This window comes from Serratia sp. NA_13 (assembly GCF_052691735.1).
Genome location: NZ_JBQZFV010000008.1, coordinates 99164 through 119946, shown reverse-complemented (window position 1 = coordinate 119946; position 20783 = coordinate 99164). Strand labels below are relative to the sequence as shown.

Sequence of the window (20783 nt, the reverse complement as noted above, 5' to 3'; positions counted from 1 at the left end):
TGGCTAATTGATGCTGATAAAACACACCACCTCGGTACAGTGGCAACTCTGGATTGTGGCATTCGGCTTTTTTATGCAGACGCTGGACACCGCCATCGTCAATACCGCCCTGCCTGCGTTGGCCTTCGCCCGCGTCCCGGCCGATACCACCACTAACCGCACGCTGACCAAAGAGCCGGACACAGGCTCCACGAGGTTGCAATGAAAATAGGCATTACCGGTAAACTGTTCATGGCGATTTTCGCCACCTGCATGCTGGTGTTAATCACCATGCACTGGGGTGTGCGTGTCAGCTTCGAGCGGGGTTTTATCGACTACATCAAGAACAGTAACGAACAGCGCATCAACATGCTGGGTGAAGCGCTGGAAGAGCAGTACAGCCACCACGGCAACTGGGTCTTTCTGCGTAATAACGATCAGGTGGTTTACCAGATCATGCGCTCGTTCGAACAAAACAGCGATAGCAGCCACAATCTGCCGCCCAAGGGCTGGCGTACCCAGTTCTGGGTGGTAGACAGCCAGTTTAACCGGCTGGTGGGCCATTCAGGCCCGTTGCCAAAGGAAGGCCCGCGTCATCCCATCCGCTACAACAATGAAATTGTCGGCTGGGTGCTCACCACCCCGGTAGAGAGGCTGACGCGCAATACCGACATCAACTTCGACCAACAGCAAAGACGCACCAGTTGGATGATTGTCGCCCTCTCTACCCTGTTGGCTGCGGCGGTGACCTGGCTGATGTCGCGCGGCTTACTGGCGCCGGTCAAACGCCTGGTAGCGGGAACCCATCGGCTGGCTGCGGGGGATTTCAGCACCCGCGTGGCGGTCAGTAGCCAGGATGAACTGGGGCGACTGGCGCTGGACTTTAACCAGCTTGCCACCTCGCTGGAAAAAAATGAACAGATGCGGCGCGCCGTGATGGCCGACGTCTCGCACGAATTACGCACCCCACTGGCGGTGTTGCGCGGCGAACTCGAAGCCTTGCAAGATGGCGTGCGCCAACCTACCCCGGCCTCACTCAGCTCACTGCTGGCGGAAGTCGCCACCCTGACCAAGCTGGTCGATGACCTACACCAGCTTTCGTTATCAGATCTCGGCGCGCTCGCCTACCGTAAATCACCGGTCGACTGTGTGCACCTGCTACAAATTGCGGTCGCCAGTTTCCGCGACCGGTTCCACGCCAAGGGGTTGGAAATCGTGACCCGGCTACCAGAACAGGCGCCGCTGTTTGGCGACCCCGACCGGCTTAATCAGCTGTTTAACAACCTGCTGGAAAACAGCCTGCGTTATACCGACGCCGAGGGTAAGCTGGAGATCGGCGCAGAATCGTTGCCGGGCCGCCTGCTCATTTATTGGCAGGACAGCGCGCCGGGCGTCAATGACGAGCAACTGGCACTCATTTTTGAGCGCTTCTACCGTACCGAAGGATCGCGTAATCGCGCCAGCGGCGGCTCCGGACTGGGGCTATCGATCTGTCAAAACATAGTGGAAGCACACAACGGAAAGATCTACGCACAGCACTCGCCTTTGGGCGGCGTGCGGATTACGGTAGAATTCGCCACCCCGGTAATGAATAAGGCGTCATGATGGAAACCCAGAACCAGCCGTTGCAAATTATGATTGTTGAAGATGAACCCAAGCTCGGCCAACTGTTGGTGGACTACCTGCAAGCTGCGGGATACGCCACGCACTGGCTGACCAATGGCAGTGAGGTGGTGCCGGCGGTACATGCTCATTCCCCTGCCTTGATCTTGCTGGATCTGATGCTGCCGGGCAGCGACGGGTTAACGGTCTGCCGTGAACTGCGTCGTTTTACCGATATTCCGGTGGTGATGGTGACGGCGAAAATCGAGGAGATCGATCGCCTGCTGGGGTTGGAGATCGGCGCAGATGATTACATCTGCAAGCCTTACAGCCCACGTGAAGTGGTCGCCAGGGTGAAAACCATTCTGCGTCGTTGCTACCGCCCGTTGGACAATACGCAGGAAGAAACCCAACTTCACATTGATGAACCGCGCTTTCAGGCCAGCTATCAGGGCCAAATGCTGGATCTCACTCCGGCCGAGTTTCGCCTGCTGAAAACACTGGCCAGCCAGCCAGGCAACGTGTTCTCACGTGAGCAACTGCTGAATAACCTGTATGACGACTACCGGGTTGTCACCGATCGTACCATCGACAGTCATATCAAAAACCTGCGGCGCAAACTGGAGCTGATCGACGGCGAAAAATCCTTTATCCGTTCAGTGTACGGCGTGGGCTATCGCTGGGAAGCTGAGCCCTGTCGGCTGGTGAATGGGCTTTAAGTCCAGTCTTCTACTGCCAGGCCCGGCACCATGGCGAACGCCTTATCGTTAGTGATTATTGTCGCACCACGGCTCTGAGCGTGTGCGGCAATAAGCTGATCCAAAGCCCCCATCACCCGTCCGTTTTCCGTCACCTCCGCCCGCATAGCGCCATAGCAATGCGCGGCTTCGCTGTCCCAGGCATAGACCGTCACGGAATCAAGGAATGCCTTAACCGTCGCCTTCAGCATCGCAATCCGCCATTAGCTTGTCGTGCTACAGCACTATCCGCTGGCTAAAACTCAACGCTAGCGCAAAAAAAATCGCCTTTTTTTTGCACTACTGTGCGCAAGTCAGGTTTATTAGCCGCCCAATTTCAAGCTATTGGCTACACTTACATCACTTATCGGAACCCACAGGAGAGGAACCATGGCAATCGGTCACTATGAACTGAAAAAAGCAAAGAATGGACAGTACCACTTCAACCTGAAAGCCAGTAATGGCGAAATCATTCTGGCCAGTGAGATGTACGCCAGCAAGGCCTCGGCGGAGAATGGCATTGCCTCGGTGCAAACCAATTCCCCCCACGAAGCGCAATATGAACTCAAGCACAGCACCAGCAATCAGCCTTACTTTGTGCTGAAGGCCAAAAACCATCAGGTGATCGGCGTCAGCGAAATGTACAGCTCTGAAACTGCTGCAAAAAACGGCATTCAGTCAGTAATCAAAAACGGCCCGAATACCGACGTGCGCGATTTGAGTGCATAACATCATCTGAGCGACGCGCGATGGTCGCCATCGCGCGTTTTTCTTATGACCAGGATCAATCTCCCTTTAATAAATCCGGTTACCTGCTGATTTCTTGCCGCTCTGCCGCTACAATCCCCCGCTTTTACTGCGCCATTTGGTGGTGCGGTACTGACCTGAAATCAGACCGAGACTCATTATGTTTACACCGGAACTCCTCTCCCCGGCGGGTACGCTGAAAAACATGCGTTACGCCTTTGCCTATGGTGCAGACGCCGTTTATGCTGGCCAACCGCGTTACAGCCTGCGGGTGCGCAATAACGAATTCAATCACGAGAATCTGGCGCAGGGGATTAACGAAGCCCATGCGCTGGGCAAAAGATTCTACGTGGTGGTGAATATCGCCCCGCACAACGCCAAGCTGAAAACCTTCCTGCGCGATCTTAAACCGGTGATCGACATGGGCCCAGACGCGTTGATCATGTCCGATCCCGGCCTGATCATGATGGTGCGCGAAGCCTTCCCGCAGATGGACATTCACTTGTCGGTACAGGCGAACGCGGTTAACTGGGCGACGGTGAAATTCTGGCAGCAAATGGGGCTGACGCGAGTGATCCTGTCGCGCGAACTGTCGCTGGAGGAGATCGCCGAGATCCGCTCTCAGGTACCGGAAATGGAGCTGGAAATCTTCGTCCACGGCGCCCTGTGCATGGCCTATTCCGGCCGTTGCCTGTTATCCGGTTATATCAACAAGCGCGATCCTAATCAGGGCACCTGCACCAACGCCTGTCGCTGGCAGTACAAAGCGGAAGAAGGCAAAGAGGACGAGACAGGTAACATTGTACATATGCATGAACCTATCCCGGTACAAACCGTTGAGCCGACGTTAGGTATCGGTGCACCGACCGACAAAGTGTTTATGCTGTCCGAAGCGCAAAAACCGGATGAGTACATGAGCGCCTTTGAAGATGAACACGGCACCTACATCATGAACTCGAAGGATTTACGTGCCATCCAGCATGTGGAACGCCTGACTCAGCTCGGCGTGCATTCGCTGAAAATCGAAGGCCGCACCAAATCCTTCTACTACTGCGCGCGCACCGCACAAGTCTATCGCCGCGCCATCGACGACGCCGTCGCGGGCAAGCCATTCGATCCTACCCTGCTCACCACGCTGGAAGGCCTGGCCCACCGGGGTTACACCGAAGGTTTCCTGCGCCGCCATGTGCATGAAGCTCAGCAAAACTACGATTACGGTTCCTCACTGTCTGAACGCCAGCAGTTTGTCGGTGAGTTCACCGGCGTCCGCCGTGATGGTTGGGCAGAAGTGGATGTAAAAAACAAGTTCATGGTCGGCGACAGTGTCGAGATGATGACTCCCGGCGGTAACGTCTTGTTTACCCTGGAGAGCATGCAAAATAAGAAAGGTGAAGCGATCGACGTGGCTCCGGGCAACGGGCATATCGTTTATTTGCCAATTCCGTCAGATATCGATCTCAATTACGCATTGCTGATCCGAAATTTGCCGGATACCAATAGTCCTGCGGCGTAAAAATTCCGCCCGCTATCTTTAAATGGCGGTTTTTGGCAAATATTAGAATCAGATCACATCAATTAGTGCGCAGCTTGGTTAATATCAATCTGCTTAAAACTAAGAACGAAAAATATTTGCATAGCAATACTAGGAACCACCTCCTTAGCCGGTCCAATCTCCCTTGGACTGGCTTTTTCTTTGGTTTTAGCTCGTTATTCCTTATAGTCTCGCCAATATAGCGATCCCATCGAAAAATCGTCACGTTATCTATTTTTAATAATCCCTCGATTCTCTGACGATATAAAATCAATGTTGCAGCAGTTAATTAATCTATTAACAATAAACGCTAACTTATCTACTGCGCATATCTCAAATTAAGTCAATTCTGCAGGAATAATCTCTGCCAGGAGGCAACCAGCCAGAATTAACTGAATATTCTGATGGATTGCCACTGATGGGTAGTTTATCGTTGCTTATTATCTGTTTTACAGCCGGGAGATATCGGGAATGCATCCACCAGCACCAGCGCTGCTTATCATCAACGGCAAAAGCGCCGGCAACGAAGAAGTTCGCCTGGCGGTACAGAAATTGCGGGATGAGAACCAAACCCTGCACGTTCGCGTCACCTGGGAACAGGAGGACGCCGCGCGCTATGTGCAGGAGGCCTGTCAACTTGGGGTGGCCACGCTGATTGCCGGTGGTGGCGATGGCACCATCAATGAGGTGGCTGCAGCCTTGGCCGCGTTACCGGCCAAAGGGCGGCCGGTATTGGGCATTCTGCCATTGGGTACCGCCAACGACTTCGCCATGGCCTGCAATATCCCTCTGATGCCGGAACAGGCACTGCGGCTGGCGGTGAAAGGCCGTGCCGTCTCGATAGACCTGGCAAAAGTTAACGATCATCGCTATTTCATCAATATGGCAACCGGCGGTTTTGGCACCCGTATCACCGCCGAAACGCCGGAAAAATTGAAGGCTGCGTTGGGCGGCGTCTCCTACTTTATCCACGGCTTGCTGCTCATGGACACGCTCAAAGCCGATCGCTGCGAGATCCGCGGTCCTGATTTCCATTGGTCCGGTGACGCGTTGGTGATTGGTATCGGTAATGGCAAGCAGGCTGGTGGCGGGCAGCAATTATGCCCGGATGCACTGATCAACGATGGCCTGCTGCAACTGCGGTTGCTGATCGCTGACGAACTGTTACCGGCACTGATCGCCAGCCTGTTTAATGATGAAGAAAACAAAAACGTGATCGGTGCCGCCCTGCCGTGGCTGGAAATTGATGCGCCCCATGAAATGACCTTTAATCTCGACGGCGAACCGCTTAAGGGTAAGCATTTCCGCATTGAAGTGCTGCCGAACGCCATCGAATGCCGTCTTCCCCCCAACTGCGAGCTGCTTGGGCAACCCCAGTCTCCTCAATAACCGCTTAATATTGGGCTCAGCCAGCGTGCTGCGCCCCTGTTGGTCTTCAGTTCTCCCCCTTCTTTTCCGCAACAAAATGTGATCTTCTCTGGCAAATCCATTTAATCATACTTGTATGGTAGTTAGTTCATGGCGTATTTTTCGTTCATTATGATGACCCGTGGGAACAGGATTAGACGCATGAAGATTATCAACGCAGAGGTTTTTGTGACCTGCCCTGGCAGGAATTTTGTCACGCTGAAGTTAACCACTGACGAAGGGATTACCGGTATCGGCGATGCCACCCTCAATGGCCGCGAGCTGCCGGTAGCCTCCTATTTAAAAGATCACGTTTGCCCGCAGTTGATTGGTCGTGATGGCCACCAGATCGAAGACATCTGGCAGTTCTTCTATAAAGGCGCTTACTGGCGGCGCGGCCCGGTCACCATGTCGGCTATCTCCGCCGTAGACATGGCGTTATGGGACATCAAAGGCAAAGCGGCCAACATGCCGCTGTATCAGCTATTGGGCGGCGCATCGCGCACCGGCGTAATGGTTTACTGCCACACCACTGGCCACTCCATCGACGAAGTGCTCGACGACTATGCCAAGCATAAAGAACTGGGTTTTAAAGCCATTCGCGCCCAGTGCGGCGTACCGGGCATGAAAACCACCTACGGCATGGCCAAAGGCAAAGGGCTGGCTTACGAGCCCGCCACCAAGGGTGGCTGGCCGGAAGAGCAGTTGTGGTCAACGGAAAAATACCTCGATTTCACCCCCAAACTGTTCGAAGCGGTGCGCAACCGCTTTGGTTTTGACGAGCACTTGCTGCACGACATGCACCACCGGCTGACGCCGATCGAGGCAGCTCGCTTCGGTAAAAGCATTGAGCAGTACCGTCTGTTCTGGATGGAAGACCCAACGCCTGCAGAGAATCAGGAATGTTTCCGCCTGATCCGCCAGCACACCGTCACGCCAATCGCCGTCGGCGAAGTGTTCAATAGCATCTGGGACTGTAAACAGCTGATTGAAGAACAGCTGATCGACTATATCCGCACTACCCTGACCCACGCTGGTGGCATTACCGGCATGCGCCGTATCGCCGATTTTGCTTCGCTGTATCAGGTGCGTACCGGGTCACACGGGCCATCCGATCTGTCGCCAATCTGCATGGCTGCGGCGCTGCATTTTGATCTGTGGGTGCCGAACTTCGGCGTGCAGGAATACATGGGTTACTCCGAACAAATGCTCGAGGTGTTCCCACATAGCTGGAGCTTTAACGACGGCTATATGCACCCTGGCAACAAACCGGGGCTGGGCATTGAGTTCGACGAAAAACTGGCCGCCCATTATCCGTACGAACCGGCTTATCTACCGGTCGCACGCCTCGAGGATGGCACCCTATGGAACTGGTAACAGGAGAAAGCGCCATGCAAAGCGTGGTCATTGAACAGCCCGGCCTACTGGCTATCCAGCAGCGTCCTCTGCCACAACCGGCGGCCAACGAAGTACGGGTAAAGGTTAAATTTGCCGGTATCTGTGGTTCTGATGTGCATATTTACCATGGGCATAACCCGTTCGCCCGCTACCCACGAGTGATCGGCCACGAGTTTTTTGGCGTGATTGATCTGGTGGGCAGCGATGTCAGCCCGCAGCGGCTCGGCGAACGCGTTTCAGTCGATCCGGTCGTCAGTTGCGGCCATTGCTATCCTTGTTCCATCGGTCGTCCCAACGTCTGCACCGAGCTGCAAGTGATCGGTGTACATCGCGATGGCGGTTTCAGTGACTACGCCTGCGCCCCGGCGCGCAACGCCTACCGCATTCCGGACAGCATCAGCGATCGTCACGCCGCCATGGTTGAACCCTTCACCATTGCCGCCAATATCACCGCTCATCTGCAGCCTAATGCCGATGATATTGCACTGGTCTACGGTGCCGGGCCAATGGGGCTGACGGTGATCCAAACGCTGAAAGGCGTCTACGGCGTGAAGCAGGTGCTCGTCACAGACCGCATCGGGGAGCGGCTGGTGATGGCCCAGGAAAACGGCGCTGACTGGATGTTCAACAATGCCGAAGCGTCATTGCCCGCCGAGCTGGAACGGCGCGGCATCCGCCCGACGTTGATCGTCGACGCCGCCTGTCATCCGGCCATTTTGCAAGAGGCGATCAATCTGGCGTCTCCGGCAGCGCGCATCGGCATCATGGGGTTCTCCGGCGAGGCCTGCACCATTACTCAACAAAGCATCACCAGTAAAGAGCTGTCAATTTTCTCTTCGCGCCTCAACAGCGCACGCTTCCCACAGGTTATCGATTGGATGGCCAGCGGGAAAATCGACCCACAGAAACTCATTACTCATTGCGTACCGGCCAACGAGGTTGAACAGGCGATGCTGATATTCGAAAAAGATCAGCGCACCTGCTGCAAGGTATTACTGCAATTTAGTTAATTTTTTCACCGGGGCATAGGGTGGCCTGGCCGCCCCTGCAGACAACAAAGCATCGCGATTAAACCAGGCTGCGCCACGGACAATGACGGGACACAGCCTATACCAAGTGGAGTGCTTTTATGTTTAAAAACCTGCGTTGGACCATCGTATTCCTGCTGTTTATGGTTTACATGATCAACTACCTCGACCGCGTCGCGCTGTCGATTACCGTACCGATGATCGAGAAGGATCTGATGTTGAATGCCGAGCAGTTCGGCATTATCTTTGGCAGCTTCTTCTTCGGTTACGCCATCTTTAACTTTATCGGTGGGTTGGCGGTAGACAAATTCGGCCCGACGTTGGTACTCGGCATCGCCGTCGGCCTGTGGTCCGTCTTCTGCGGCATGACGGCATTAGCCACCGGCTTCTATTCCATGCTGATCCTGCGCGTTCTGTTCGGCATGGCCGAAGGGCCGATCTGCGCCTCCGCCAATAAAATGATCAACGGCTGGTTCCCGAAGAAACAGGCGGCGACCGCAATGGGCCTGCTCAGCGCCGGTTCCCCTTTGGGTGGTGCCGTGGCCGGGCCGATCGTCGGTTATCTGGCGTTGGCGTTCGGCTGGCGGCCGGCGTTTATGATCATCTGCTCGATCGGCATCGTCTGGATGCTGATGTGGTTCTTCGTGGTGGCGGATAACCCGGCGAAAAGCAAACGCGTCAGCGATAAGGAACTGGCGCTGATAAACCAGATGAAGGAAGAGACTCACAGCGCCGAAGAAGAGCTGAACAATGCCGCGCACGGACTGGGCTACTACCTGAAGCAGCCAATCATCCTGGTCACCGCATTCGCCTTCTTCTGCTACAACTACATCCTGTTCTTCTTCCTGAGCTGGTTCCCGTCGTACCTGGTGCAGGCGCATAACCTGAACATCAAGGAAATGAGCCTCACCACCATGATCCCATGGATTGTCGGCTTTGTCGGGTTGGCACTCGGTGGCTATATCTCCGACAAGATTTTCAATATCACCGGCAAGCTGTTGCTGTCGCGCAAGATTGTGCTGGTCACCAGCCTGCTGGCGGCCGCTGTCTGCGTGGCACTGGCGGGTACCGTCAGCAGCGTGGTACCTGCGGTCATGCTGATGTCGGTATCGATCTTCTTCCTGTACATCACCGGGGCGATTTACTGGGCAATTATCCAGGACGTGGTGCATAAATCCCGGGTCGGTGGCGCCAGCGGCTTTATCCATCTGGTCGGCAGCGTTTCCGGCATCATTGGCCCGGTAGCCACCGGCTACATTGTGCAAAACACCGGCAAGTTCGACAGCGCCTTTATACTGGCGGGTGGCGTGGCCGCACTCGGGGCAGTGCTGGTACTGCTGGTGATCAAAGCACCGCGCAATAGCGTGCAACCGCAAATATCAAAACCCTAGGTATCCGGGGCGGCTGACGTCGCCCCGTTTTCTGCCCCCACTTTCAGGAATTCCAGCATGACATTTTCCAGCAACAGCGTGCTGCCGGCGGCAGTTGCTCAGCCGGATTACGCTCGCGAACAGATTAAACCGCGCATCGTGCACCTTGGCTTTGGCGCGTTTTTTCGCGCACATCAGGCGGTGTATGCCGAACAACTGGCTAACGAGCACGCCAGCGACTGGGGTTACAGCGTCATCAACATGCACAACGGCCAGAAAAAAATCGCCGACCTGCGGCAGCAGAATTTGTTGTATACGGAACTGGTCAGCGACGTGCTGCCCTACGAAGAAATAAAGCTGCGGATGCTCAACGGCAGCCATTCATTTCTCGCTTATCTGGGTTATTTGGTCGGCTATACGCAGATCAGCGACTGCATGCTGGACGCCATTCGTTGGCATCTGGCGCTGTTGACGCAGAGTGCCAAAGAGAGTGTGGCCAGACTACTGCCAGTTTGATCTGGATAAAACGCTGAGTGGATCCACTCAGCGTTAGGTTACTGGCAAAGCAGGAAAAAGCGTGGTTTTTCCTGCTTTGTGGTGATCAGCCGAAAATCAATAAATTAATTTTCCTGATTTTTATTTATCGCCCCCTACTCGCTCTGTGCAGAAATGAGCTTTGCCATCAGTCTGACGCTGAGTGAGTCCACTCAGCGTTCGCCTAACCGTATTAAGAATTATCCGCCGCGACAGCAAGATAATCTGCTAGTATGGTGGCATCCAAATCCAAGCCAGATGACCGATCGTCACCATGTCTGAATCCTACAATCTCACCAATAGCCTCCCGGTTAATCAGCAAATCTACCGTTTCCTGCGTAAGGATATTGTTGACTGCACCATTCCCCCCGGCACGCTGTTGTCAGAGAAAGAGATCTCCACCCGCTTTAGCGTTTCGCGCCAACCGGTGCGCGAAGCCTTTATCAAGCTGGCGGAGGCCGGATTGGTGCAGATCTTGCCGCAGCGCGGGACTTTCGTGATGAAGATTTCGGCCAAACGGGTAGCCGACGGGCGTTTTATCCGTCAGGCGGTAGAATGCGCAATTGTGCGCCGTGCGGCAGAGCGCATTACCCAGGAACAGCTGATGACGCTGGAGCATAATTTGCACCGTCAAGAGCTGGCGGCGCAGAACAAACAGACGCGTGAATTCCTGGCGCTGGACGATGAATTTCACCAGTTGCTCACCCAGTTTGCCGAATGCCCGCTGGCCTGGGAGACCATAGAAACCATCAAGGCCACCATGGATCGGGTGCGTTTTCTCAGCCTGAGCGAAGTGTCGCCGCCGGAAAGCCTGCTGCAGCAGCATTACCGTATTTTTGCCGCGCTGAAGGCGCAGGATGCCGATGCCGCCGAGCGCGCCATCCATGAGCACCTGCAAGAGATGATCTACTCCATTACCCCCATCTCTTTGCAGAATACCGAGTGGTTCGACGCCGAATAGTCAAGCACTGACCTTCAAGGGGGCGAGCGCCCCCCGCTATTTGGCTTTACAAAAGGCATTTCCTCTCAATCGCATCTATTGTTTCTCCTTGCCATCAGGATTTCATTACTATCGTTTTTACAGCTTCAATCACCGCTTTTTAGATAGCGGCTGGGGTGGCCCGTTGCAGTTACCGATCGAGCCGGGGAAAAAGTGGTGTACATCACTGCCGGTACCCGCCCGTCGATCGTCGACCGGCTTAGCGAACTGACCGGCTGGCCGGCCTTCGACGGCCTGTGCCAATTGGGCAGCGTCGGGGTCGGACGTTCCGGCGGACGCTTTCGGCCACGGGTGGTGCTGGCACTGGCCTGCGATACTGAACAGCGAGTTTGCGGCAGTATGTTGATGCGCGGCCTGACCATTTTTGCCCAACCGCGGCCAATCGCCCGGTTGCATGGTTTGCACCAGCGAGATCTACGCCCAGATGTGATCTTCCCCGAGGTTCGCGCATGCAGGACAGCACTATCGTTAGCGATTGCCCCAAATCATGATATTTTCATATTAAAAGATATTACCTTTCATTTTGAATCATTCATTAAAGGGAAATGCTCAACTCTTGTGAACAGGACGGGCTATGAAACCAAAGCAGCGACAGGCCGCTATCCTTGAATATCTGCAGCGACATGGCAAAACGGCAGTGGATGCCCTGGCGGCGCATTTCGCCACCACCGGCACCACCATTCGTAAAGACCTCACCCTCCTGGAAGACGAAGGCGAGGTGATCCGCACCTATGGCGGCGTAGTGCTCAGCCGCGACGATAGCGACCAGCCCATCGACCGAAAAACTCACATTAATACCGAAAAGAAACGCCAGATCGCCTACGCCGCCATTGGGCTTATCAACGACGGTGACTCGCTGATATTTGATACCGGCAGTACGGTACTGCAAATGGTCCCGCATCTGGCGCAGTTCAATAACATCACGGTAATGACCAACAGCCTGCACATTGTCAATGCACTGGTGGAGCTGGATAACGACCAGACTATCCTGATGCCCGGTGGCACTTACCGCAAAAAATCGGCATCCTTCCACGGCAGCCTGGCCGAATCGGCTTTCCAGCAATTCAGCTTTGATAAGTTGTTTATCGGAGCTGACGGCGTGGATCTCAATGCCGGTGTCACCACCTTTAACGAAGTGCATAACGTCAGCAAGGCGATGTGCGAAGCCGCCAGCCGTATTATCCTGCTGGTGGATTCGTCAAAATTCGGCCGCAAAAGCCCCAATGTAGTTTGCGACCTGAGCGCCGTCGATACGCTGATCACCGATAAAAAAATCAACCCGGATTATCTCGCCGCGCTGCAAGCGAAAGGCATTAATATCATTCTGGTAGGAGATTCTGATGAGTAACAGTGCCGCCCTGCTGGCCTTCGCCCGCGAAACGCTGGAAATTGAGCTGGCCGAAGCACAACGCCTGCTAGCACGGCTGGACGACAACTTCGTCTGTGCCTGCGAACTGCTGCTGAACTGCCGCGGCAAGGCGGTGATTTCCGGCATCGGTAAATCCGGCCATATCGGTAAAAAAATTGCTGCCTCGCTGGCCAGCACCGGCACGCCATCGTTCTTCGTGCACCCGGCGGAAGCGCTGCACGGCGATCTGGGTATGATCGGTGCCGACGACGTGGTGGTGTTTATCTCCTACTCTGGCCGTGCCAAAGAACTGGATCTGATCCTGCCGTTACTGGCGGAAAATAACATCCCGGTGATCGCCATTACCGGCGGCAAAGAGTCACCGCTGGCACAGGCGACAGCCTGCGTGCTGGACATCAGCGTTGAACGTGAAGCTTGCCCGATGGGGCTGGCGCCAACCTCCAGCGCGGTCAATACGCTGATGATGGGCGATGCACTGGCGATGGCACTGATGCGTCAACGCGGTTTCAACGCCGAAGACTTTGCCCGTTCGCATCCGGGCGGCAGTCTGGGTGCACGTCTGCTGAACCGGGTACATCACCTGATGCGCACCGGCGATCGCCTGCCGCAGGTCAGTGAAAGCGCCAACGTTATGGAAGCGATGCTGGAACTGAGCCGCACCGGACTGGGACTGGTGCCCGTGTGCGACGCACAGCAAAAAGTGGTGGGGGTGTTTACTGATGGCGACCTGCGCCGCTGGCTGGTGAAGGGCAATAGCCTTCAGGATGCGTTAAGCCCGGCGATCACTCGCCCCGGCTACCGTTTACCGGAACAATGGCGCGCCGGAGAAGCACTGGAAGCGTTGCACGAACAGCACATCAGCGCTGCGCCGGTGGTCAATCTGGAGGGGGTGTTGGTGGGTGCCATCAACCTGCATGACCTGCATCAGGCCGGTATCGGCTGAGCGTGGTATTCAGGGGCGCAGACCGCTGCGCCCCTGGCTGCCTTATTTCCAGTCCGGATTATTCTCGAACTGTTGCTTCAGCAGCGCCTTCATATCCTCATCGGGCTTGCCCAGCCATTGGTATTTGGCATATTTCTTCGGATGATCAATCGCTTCCGGCTTATTCGCCACCTCGACGCGTACTGCCCAGGCCTGCGACTTGTCTTCTTTAAACGCCACCATCATAAAGTTGTTGGCACAGTCGTGTGGCTTGCACAGATTACCCACTAAATAATTTTGGCCTTTCCAGCTCAGGCTTTGCGCCGGGGTTGAAGTCCCCACCCCTTTGCGTGCCCAGCCAGGCAAGCGGGCCTGCCCCTTCACCATGTTCTGCCAACTGGTTTGATAACCCGGCTGCTGGATCACGTCCGAGGTAGTGACGATCTGCTGGGCAAAGCCACCCACGCTGAAGCTGAGCAATGCGCCGAAGATGGCGCCGCGAAGTGCGTTTTTTCCTGTCATGGCCTTCTCCCTTGATAAAATTTGATAGCCCCCGGCCAATACCGGGCCTGGATCAGTCAGACCACAAGGGTAGCAAAAAGTTGACTCACCACCAGGCATGAAAATGATGTACTGGCCCGATGCCGTGCCCCACTTCCAGCGTATCGGCCTGCTGCAGGGCTTTTTGCAGATAATCCTTGGCGGCAGCGACCGTGCCGGCCCAATCGTCGTGACGTGGGCGCAAGGCTGCCAATGCGGCAGACAGCGTACATCCGGTACCGTGCGTATGGCGGGTCGCTACGCGCGGCGCAGTAAAGCGTTGCTCCTGCCCCGCGCTGAACAGCCAATCCGGGCTTTCACTCTCGCTGAGATGGCCGCCCTTCATCAATACCGCCTGGCAACCCATCGCCAACAGTGCTCGCCCCTGCTCACGCATCTGGCGTTCATTTTCCGCCGGGGCACATTCCAGCAGTGCCGCCGCTTCCGGCAGGTTCGGCGTGATGATCGACACCAACGGCAACAGCTCCCAGCGAATCGACTCCACGGCCTCCGGTGCCAGCAGGGGATCGCCGCTTTTCGCCAGCATCACCGTATCCAGCACCACAAACGACGGCTGATAGTGACGTAAACGCTCCGCCACCGCCTGCACAATATTGGCGTTGGCCAACATGCCAATCTTGGTACTGTCGATACGCAGATCGCTGAACACGGAATCAAGCTGGGCAGCGACAAAAGCCGGCTCGATGTTATACACCGACTGCACGCCGCGGGTATTTTGCGCCACCAGCGCTGTGATCACTGAGGCACCATAGGCCCCCAGCGCGGAAAAGGCTTTCAGGTCGGCCTGGATGCCGGCCCCCCCGCTCGGATCGGTGCCGGCGATGGTTAACGCATTAATCCGTTTCATTGCAGATCCTCCGGACGCAGTTGGTACAGAGCATCGAGGAATGCGGGGGTAAAACTGCCCGGCCCGGCGGCACAGCGCGTCGCCCGCTCACCGCAAAGTGACATCACCCGGCAGGCGGTCGCCACATTATCCAGGCGATCGCCCGGCAGGCTGCAAAATGCCGCCACCACGGCCGAAAGTGCGCAACCGGTACCCACCACTCGCGTCATCAGCACGTCGCCACCCGTAACCGCCCAGTCACGCTGGCCATCGGTGATGTAATCCACCCCGCCGGTCACCGCCACCACCGCCCCACTGAGACGAGCCAGCTCCCGCGCCGCCGGTAACGCTACCAGCGAATCGTCAGCGCTGTCGACACCGCGCCCACTCGCCTGCAGGCCACTGAGCGCCATGATTTCAGAAGCGTTGCCGCGGATTGCCGCAGGCTTTTCGCCAAGCAAACGTTGGGCAAAGGCGGTGCGATAGACCAGTCCACCGACGGCGACCGGATCCAGCGCCCAGGGGGTAGCTGCCGCATTGGCGGCTTCTACTGCTGCCAGCATGGATTCGGCCCGCGAGGCATTGAGGGTGCCGATATTGACCAGCAAGGCATCCGCCAGTTGGCTGAACTGTGCCGCTTCGGTCGGTTCCACCACCATCGCCGGGGAAGCGCCGAGCGCCAGCAATACGTTAGCCGTCAGCTCCTGCACCACTTCGTTGGTCAGGCAGTGAATCAAGGGGGGTTGGCGTTTAAATTGGGTTAAACAGGCCGCGGCGCGAGCGCCGGGTAAAACATCAGGTCGAGCGAGCATATTCCTCCCAACCGGCGTTCAAGAAGGCGGGTACCGGTTGGGGCACCGAGACTTCCCTACGCTGGCATAATCCAGATCAGGTAATACGGGTAAAATCTCAGCCCCTAGAGGCACCCCGAGTCAGACCGCCATTATTGGGCTTGCCGCCGGTGAGGTCAATCGCGCTATAGTGGCAAAAAACAAAAAGGAGCCGCCATGCGAATAAGAAAATACCAAGAGGCCGATCGCCCCTTCCTACGCACCCTGTATCTGGCATCGCGCAAGGCGGCGTTCCCCTGGTGTGATACCGAAGATTACCGACTGGAGGATTTCGATCGCTCGACTCTGGGTGAGGACATTTGGGTGGCAGAAGAAAACGGCAAGCGGCTGGGGTTCGTCTCGATTTATCGTCAGGATAACTTTATTCACAATCTGTATATCGACCCTCAGCTACCGCCTCTTGGCGTCGGCAGCGCCCTGCTGCAGGCGGCGGAGCAAACATTCACCGCCACCGGCTCGCTGAAATGCCTGGTGAAGAATGAGAAGGCACTGGCCTTTTACCACAAACACGGCTGGCGGACGATCGCTACCGGCAATGACGGCGCGGAAGACTATTACCTGATGCACTCGCCGACAAAGTAAGGGGGTGCCGTGCTATGGCGCCCCTTTTCATAAAGCCCAGGTCAGACGGCAGAAACCGTCGGGGTCAATTTGCCGCGTGCGCGGATATTTCTGACCAGCAGCCCCGACACGATAATCCCGGCGCAGGCAAACATGCCCATCAGGCCAAAGACAATCTTGTAGCCGGTTAGCCCAGGGAAGGCATCAAGAATGTGGCCGTACAGGCTGAAGCAAAACATCGCCGGGGCATAGCCGATAAAACTGCCTAAAATCTCCGCCCCTTCTCTCACCTTCAGCACATCGCAAATAGCCACTGGAGCCGTCAAGATTCGCCCCTTGGTCATATAGCCCCAGGAAGGAAAACGCCCCTGCTCAATGGCCGCCTGTTTGAAGCTGGTAGACGAATTGGGGTTGTAGTTAAAACGTGGCAATGCCGCAAACCAGCCCCGACGATCCTTACGGAATATCCTGGAATAGCAGCGCCTGACTCAGTGTCATGCGCTTAACGTTCAGCAATTCCCCCAGCTCTCGCTCCGAAGGAAGCTTGCCGCCGGGGCTATCGCGCCCTGACTCAGCCAGTCATTGAGCCTTTGCTTGGCCAGTTCAACGGTAGCGTTGTTTTCCATAGCTCACTTTATTGGTTTAAACCAGGCGGCCTAACAGTATCGCGGTGAATTATGACAAACAATGGGAGCACTGAATTTTATATATGACTCCTGTCCCAGAACCGAAAGGATGCCGCTAATGCGCCGCATCTGAGACTGGCATTGCACGCAACGTCAGCCCCCAGAACAACAAGGCTGTGAGGCTGACGCCCGCCCCCAGCCAACACACGCCGTACCAACCCGCCAGAGCAAACACGTGGGTACTGGCAAAGGCACCCAGCCCGCTGCCCACCGCGTAGAACAACATGTAGCAACCGACTAACCGGCTATGAGACTGCGGATGTGCGCTGAAAATCAGACTCTGATTCAACACGTGAATGGCCTGCCCGGCCAGATCGAGCAGCACAATGCCCATAATCAGCCATCCCAGCCCGTAACTCAGCAGGCCGAGCGGCAACCAGGCCAGCACCAAAAGCAACAGACAGATACCCGTTGCCAACTGCCCCAGGCCGCGATCGGCCAGATGTCCGGCACGTACTGCCGCCAGCGCCCCTACCGCGCCCACCAGACCAAAGGCACCAATCACCGAATGTGAAAAATTAAACGGCACCTGACTGAGCGGCAGAACCAGGGCACTCCAGAAAATGCTGAATGCCGCAAACATCAGCAGCGCCAGCATGCCGCGGATCTGCAGCGTACGATCGCGCCACAGCAGCATCAGCATTGATCGCAACAGCGCCGGATAGCTGAGTGTTGAAGGCGCTGTGTGGGGGACGGGCAACAGACGCGCAAGCACCGGCAACAGGAGCAAGGTTACTGCCGCAGAGAAAAAGTAGACCGCTCGCCAGCCGCCGATATCCGCCAGTGCGCCGGAAAGCGTGCGCGCCAATAACAACCCGAGAACTACCCCACCTTGCGCAGCGCCCACTACCCGTCCCCGCTCATGCGGCGCTGACAAGGTGGCGGCGAAGGCGACCAATCCCTGGGTCATGGCGGTACCCAGTAAACCCACCAGCAGCATGCCGACCAGCAATAGCAGACTGCTGTCCGCCCAACCGACTACACAAAGTGCGGCAATCAGCAGCAGTTGCTGAAGCGCCAGCAGCCGATGCCGATTAACCCGATCGCCCAACGGCACCACCAGCAACAAGGCCAATGCACAGCCTAACTGAGTGACAGTGATCACCATGCCCACCGACGCCAGGTTGATATGAAAATCCTGGGCAATGGCGTCCAGCAAAGGTTGAGCGTAATACACATTCGCCACGCTAAAGGCGCTGGCCCCCGCCAGCAATAACACCAGCGACGCAGGCAGACGACTCAGCACCCCGCCCTTCGCGACACAAATCGGATCCAGCGTTTTATCACTCATCGTTTGCTCCAAACCAAGGTGGTTTTATTATTAAACCCAATGAACTTTACGCGCAGAGGTTTTATAATGCAACCAGATATCGCTACAGGAAGGGAAAACCATGAAACGCAAAAGTCTGGAAGATGCACAGTGCCCGGTGGCACGTACACTGGATGTGATTGGTGACTGGTGGTCGCTGCTGATTGTGCGCGACGCCTTCGACGGTGTACGCCGCTTTAGTGAGTTTCAAAAAGGATTGGGGATGGCGAAGAATATCCTCTCCACCCGGCTACGCACCCTGGTGGCGCACGGAATTTTGGAGATTGCCCCCGCCTCAGACGGCAGCGCCTATCAGGAATATATTCTCACCGACAAGGGACGCGCCCTGTTCCCGGTAATTGTCGGCCTGCGCCAGTGGGGGGAGGATTATCTGTTTGAGGCACAAGAGGCAAGATCAACACTGGTAGAAAGCGATACCCGCCAACCGATCCCGCGTATGACGCCAACCGGCAGCACCGGGCAGGTTCTTACGCCGCTGAATACTTTGGTGGTGAAGGCGGGTGATGAATGAAATCCTGTGAGTAAAGCACTACCGTCGTTGCGTCAGATAATTGGCGGGAAAGCGAAAGGATGAAAGATCTAACCTGAGTCTACATGCTGGGGCCATAGCTCCAGCTTCTTCAATGCGTTTTACACTGGCCTAAAATGATTCACCTACTGCAGGACTCTCTTTTTTAAAACGGATGTTAACAATGAGATCTTCCGTAGATTTACCGCTTTCATAACGCCACTTCTGCATTGCCATCCTCATCTCATTGTCAAAAATACCGCTGGAATGAGACTCAAGAAGACGTATGTTCTGGACACGCCCATCTGCATCAACGTCAAATTTAACTCTGGCGAAGTCGGTTTGCGGCTTCTGCTGGGCAGTTACTGAATTTGATGGTGATCTACCGGTCTGTTCACTGCCAGTTCCGATGCAAGCAGTCAGAGATAGCGATAAAAATGCTAACAGCATCATCTTGACGATAGATTTCATCATTGCAACTCACTCCTTAAGTTAGCTCGTGTAACGACCTGTCTCTGGCAGTTTAGTGGCCGAAAAGCAGCTCGGTGTATTTCTTGGAAACGGCTCCGGTGCGTTTACCGCCTTCGCCGTAGTAGCGATCCTCGCGGCACAGTCGCTCTTTGACATCGCAGAAAATGCCATTAGCAAAGGTGAATTCGGTCGGGTCGAAGTCACCTTGCGAATACAGTTTGTTGGCGACTTTCTTGCCGAGATACTTTTCGGTCAATGGGCGGGAAATGCCATCCGTGCCATTCGCACAGGCATAACGGTCGCACAACACGCCTGATGCCGGTGACTTGAGGGATGAGTTTTGCTTCGCATGCGCAGGCAACACGGATGCGGCAAGCAGCAAAGTCAGTGAGAACGAAAGTGCTATTTGATTCAATGAGTCAGCCTCGTTTAATGGCAGAGCGCCCGTTATTTGGAGCATCATACTGCCATAAAAAACAGGGCTTTGACGATGTGCAATTTTAAGCAACCTTCGCAATGCTCCCTGGGTGCTGTATAGTCCGCGTTTTACGGGGATACCATGCCAACTCAATCATCCATTCGCCTGAATAAATACATTAGCGACAGCGGTATCTGTTCCCGCCGTCAGGCTGATCGCTATATCAAACTGGGTAAGGTTTTTATCAACGATAACCTGGCCGCATTGGGTGCGCCGGTATTTATTGGCGATGTTGTGAATGTTAACGGGCAGCAGATAGCACCGTGTAATGATGCAGATCTGGTGCTGATCGCGCTGAATAAACCTGTGGGCATCATCACCAGTATGGGCAAACACGTGCAAAACAACATCGGTGATTACGTTAACCACAGCCAGCGCACCTTCCCCGTCGGCCGCCTGGATAAAGACTCTCAGGGGCTGATTTTTCTGACCAACCGCGGTGAACTGGTCAATAAGATCCTGCGCGCCGGCAACAATCACCAAAAAGAATACCTGGTCACCGTCGACAAACCGCTGACCGATGAGTTTATACAGGGCATGGGAGCGGGCGTGCCGATATTGGATACAGTGACGAAACCTTGCCAAGTGGAAAAAGACGCCCCACAGGTATTTCGCATTACGCTGGTGCAGGGGCTTAACCGCCAAATCCGCCGCATGTGTAAATACTTTGGCTACCAAGTCACCAAGCTTGAGCGCGTGCGCATTATGAACATAAAACTGGAAGGGTTAGCGCTGGGTGAATGGCGGGACTTGACCGAGGATGAACGGGCCGAGTTGTTTAAGCTGCTGGAGCACTCTTCGTCCGAGGATCCAGACCTGCTAAGGGGAATCGAGATACCGCCAGGCAACAATAATCTGTTGCCCAACGATACCCCGTTATAACAAAA

21 protein-coding genes, 5 pseudogenes and 1 riboswitch are annotated in these 20783 nt (G+C 55.5%); of the genes and pseudogenes, 18 read left to right on the top strand and 8 right to left on the bottom strand.

Going from position 1 to position 20783, the window contains the following annotated elements; translation table 11 throughout:
* Positions 1 to 10 precede the first annotated feature (10 nt).
* From ACUTSU_RS13320 to baeR, 3 genes are read left to right on the top strand one after another with little or no spacing between them, the layout of a single operon-like run.
* Positions 11 to 205, top strand: a complete 195-nt coding sequence (locus ACUTSU_RS13320; RefSeq protein WP_445651881.1) for a hypothetical protein — start codon at positions 11 to 13, stop codon at positions 203 to 205.
* Complete coding sequence (gene baeS, locus ACUTSU_RS13315; RefSeq protein ID WP_445651854.1) at positions 202 to 1584, top strand: two-component system sensor histidine kinase BaeS; 1383 nt, start codon at positions 202 to 204, stop codon at positions 1582 to 1584. The genes ACUTSU_RS13320 and baeS overlap by 4 nt, the downstream gene beginning before the upstream one ends.
* On the top strand, positions 1584 to 2300 hold the full coding sequence (gene baeR / locus ACUTSU_RS13310) for a two-component system response regulator BaeR (protein ID WP_041418654.1): 717 nt from the start codon (positions 1584 to 1586) through the stop codon (positions 2298 to 2300). Before baeS ends, baeR begins: the two co-directional genes overlap by 1 nt.
* Here baeR and ACUTSU_RS13305 read toward each other — a convergent pair.
* Positions 2297 to 2527, bottom strand: a pseudogene (locus tag ACUTSU_RS13305) (PIN domain-containing protein); the annotation flags it as partial. The gene baeR and the pseudogene ACUTSU_RS13305 sit on opposite strands and share 4 nt — an antisense overlap.
* 181 nt (positions 2528 to 2708) lie before the next feature.
* Between ACUTSU_RS13305 and ACUTSU_RS13300 the strand changes: the two are divergent.
* From ACUTSU_RS13300 to gutQ, 12 genes and pseudogenes are all read left to right on the top strand, one after another.
* Positions 2709 to 3047, top strand: a complete 339-nt coding sequence (locus ACUTSU_RS13300) for a YegP family protein (protein ID WP_037417767.1) — start codon at positions 2709 to 2711, stop codon at positions 3045 to 3047.
* A gap of 178 nt (positions 3048 to 3225) precedes the next feature.
* On the top strand, positions 3226 to 4578 hold the full coding sequence (trhP, locus tag ACUTSU_RS13295) for a prephenate-dependent tRNA uridine(34) hydroxylase TrhP (RefSeq protein ID WP_261093149.1): 1353 nt from the start codon (positions 3226 to 3228) through the stop codon (positions 4576 to 4578).
* A 489-nt stretch (positions 4579 to 5067) separates the two neighbouring features.
* A complete protein-coding gene (yegS, locus tag ACUTSU_RS13290) occupies positions 5068 to 5985 on the top strand; it encodes a lipid kinase YegS (RefSeq protein ID WP_445654276.1) in 918 nt (305 codons plus the stop codon).
* Between the two features lie 180 nt (positions 5986 to 6165).
* Complete coding sequence (manD, locus tag ACUTSU_RS13285) at positions 6166 to 7380, top strand: D-mannonate dehydratase ManD (protein ID WP_445651857.1); 1215 nt, start codon at positions 6166 to 6168, stop codon at positions 7378 to 7380.
* 14 nt (positions 7381 to 7394) lie between these two features.
* Positions 7395 to 8411, top strand: a complete 1017-nt coding sequence (locus ACUTSU_RS13280; protein WP_445651880.1) for a Zn-dependent oxidoreductase — start codon at positions 7395 to 7397, stop codon at positions 8409 to 8411.
* Positions 8412 to 8530: 119 nt separating this feature from the next.
* A complete protein-coding gene (locus ACUTSU_RS13275) occupies positions 8531 to 9820 on the top strand; it encodes an MFS transporter (RefSeq protein ID WP_445651858.1) in 1290 nt (429 codons plus the stop codon).
* Between the two features lie 57 nt (positions 9821 to 9877).
* A pseudogene (locus tag ACUTSU_RS13270) lies at positions 9878 to 10264 on the top strand (hypothetical protein); the annotation flags it as partial.
* 343 nt (positions 10265 to 10607) lie between these two features.
* Positions 10608 to 11294: a GntR family transcriptional regulator gene (locus tag ACUTSU_RS13265; RefSeq protein ID WP_017893653.1), complete on the top strand. Its 687-nt coding sequence runs from the start codon at positions 10608 to 10610 to the stop codon at positions 11292 to 11294.
* Positions 11295 to 11382: 88 nt separating this feature from the next.
* Positions 11383 to 11567, top strand: a pseudogene (locus ACUTSU_RS13260) (hypothetical protein); the annotation flags it as partial.
* Positions 11541 to 11816 (top strand): annotated as a pseudogene (locus tag ACUTSU_RS13255) (transcriptional regulator GutM); the annotation flags it as partial. The pseudogenes ACUTSU_RS13260 and ACUTSU_RS13255, both read left to right, overlap by 27 nt.
* 91 nt (positions 11817 to 11907) lie before the next feature.
* The gene (srlR, locus tag ACUTSU_RS13250; protein ID WP_445651859.1) at positions 11908 to 12681 is read left to right on the top strand and encodes a glucitol operon DNA-binding transcriptional repressor SrlR; all 774 of its coding nucleotides are present in this window, start codon (positions 11908 to 11910) and stop codon (positions 12679 to 12681) included.
* Positions 12674 to 13645 carry an arabinose-5-phosphate isomerase GutQ gene (gene gutQ / locus ACUTSU_RS13245; RefSeq protein ID WP_445651860.1) on the top strand — a complete coding sequence of 324 codons (972 nt, stop codon included), beginning with the start codon at positions 12674 to 12676 and terminating at the stop codon, positions 13643 to 13645. The genes srlR and gutQ overlap by 8 nt, the downstream gene beginning before the upstream one ends.
* Before the next feature lie 42 nt (positions 13646 to 13687).
* Here gutQ and ACUTSU_RS13240 read toward each other — a convergent pair whose 3' ends face one another.
* The 3 genes from ACUTSU_RS13240 to thiM all read right to left on the bottom strand — a co-directional run bounded on the left by ACUTSU_RS13240 (position 13688) and on the right by thiM (position 15823).
* Positions 13688 to 14146, bottom strand: coding sequence for an inhibitor of vertebrate lysozyme family protein (locus ACUTSU_RS13240; RefSeq protein ID WP_445651861.1), 459 nt, complete (start codon positions 14144 to 14146; stop codon positions 13688 to 13690).
* An 85-nt stretch (positions 14147 to 14231) separates the two neighbouring features.
* Positions 14232 to 15032, bottom strand: a complete 801-nt coding sequence (gene thiD / locus ACUTSU_RS13235) for a bifunctional hydroxymethylpyrimidine kinase/phosphomethylpyrimidine kinase (RefSeq protein ID WP_445651862.1) — start codon at positions 15030 to 15032, stop codon at positions 14232 to 14234.
* A complete protein-coding gene (gene thiM, locus ACUTSU_RS13230; protein ID WP_445651863.1) occupies positions 15029 to 15823 on the bottom strand; it encodes a hydroxyethylthiazole kinase in 795 nt (264 codons plus the stop codon). Before thiM ends, thiD begins: the two co-directional genes overlap by 4 nt.
* Positions 15824 to 15859: 36 nt before the next feature.
* Positions 15860 to 15951: riboswitch (TPP riboswitch) on the bottom strand.
* A 67-nt stretch (positions 15952 to 16018) separates the two neighbouring features.
* Here thiM and ACUTSU_RS13225 point away from each other — a divergent pair.
* On the top strand, positions 16019 to 16444 hold the full coding sequence (locus tag ACUTSU_RS13225) for a GNAT family N-acetyltransferase (protein ID WP_445651864.1): 426 nt from the start codon (positions 16019 to 16021) through the stop codon (positions 16442 to 16444).
* Between the two features lie 313 nt (positions 16445 to 16757).
* Here the strand turns inward: ACUTSU_RS13225 and ACUTSU_RS13220 are convergent.
* Positions 16758 to 17049 (bottom strand): annotated as a pseudogene (locus ACUTSU_RS13220) (GntR family transcriptional regulator); the annotation flags it as partial.
* Positions 17050 to 17164: 115 nt separating this feature from the next.
* Complete coding sequence (locus tag ACUTSU_RS13215; protein WP_445654275.1) at positions 17165 to 18400, bottom strand: MFS transporter; 1236 nt, start codon at positions 18398 to 18400, stop codon at positions 17165 to 17167.
* Between the two features lie 100 nt (positions 18401 to 18500).
* On the opposite strand from ACUTSU_RS13215, the gene ACUTSU_RS13210 reads away from it, so the two are divergent.
* Positions 18501 to 18950 (top strand): winged helix-turn-helix transcriptional regulator, encoded by a 450-nt coding sequence (locus ACUTSU_RS13210; protein ID WP_445651866.1) that lies wholly within the window; start codon positions 18501 to 18503, stop codon positions 18948 to 18950.
* A gap of 129 nt (positions 18951 to 19079) precedes the next feature.
* Here the strand turns inward: ACUTSU_RS13210 and ACUTSU_RS13205 are convergent, their stop codons facing one another.
* Both ACUTSU_RS13205 and ACUTSU_RS13200 read right to left on the bottom strand, forming a co-directional pair.
* Positions 19080 to 19421 carry a TonB family protein gene (locus ACUTSU_RS13205; RefSeq protein WP_445654274.1) on the bottom strand — a complete coding sequence of 114 codons (342 nt, stop codon included), beginning with the start codon at positions 19419 to 19421 and terminating at the stop codon, positions 19080 to 19082.
* Between the two features lie 49 nt (positions 19422 to 19470).
* Positions 19471 to 19926, bottom strand: a complete 456-nt coding sequence (locus ACUTSU_RS13200) for a YcgJ family protein (RefSeq protein WP_445654273.1) — start codon at positions 19924 to 19926, stop codon at positions 19471 to 19473.
* A 51-nt stretch (positions 19927 to 19977) separates the two neighbouring features.
* Between ACUTSU_RS13200 and rluF the strand changes: the two genes are divergently transcribed.
* Positions 19978 to 20778, top strand: a complete 801-nt coding sequence (gene rluF, locus ACUTSU_RS13195; protein WP_445651869.1) for a 23S rRNA pseudouridine(2604) synthase RluF — start codon at positions 19978 to 19980, stop codon at positions 20776 to 20778.
* Positions 20779 to 20783: the final 5 nt, after the last annotated feature.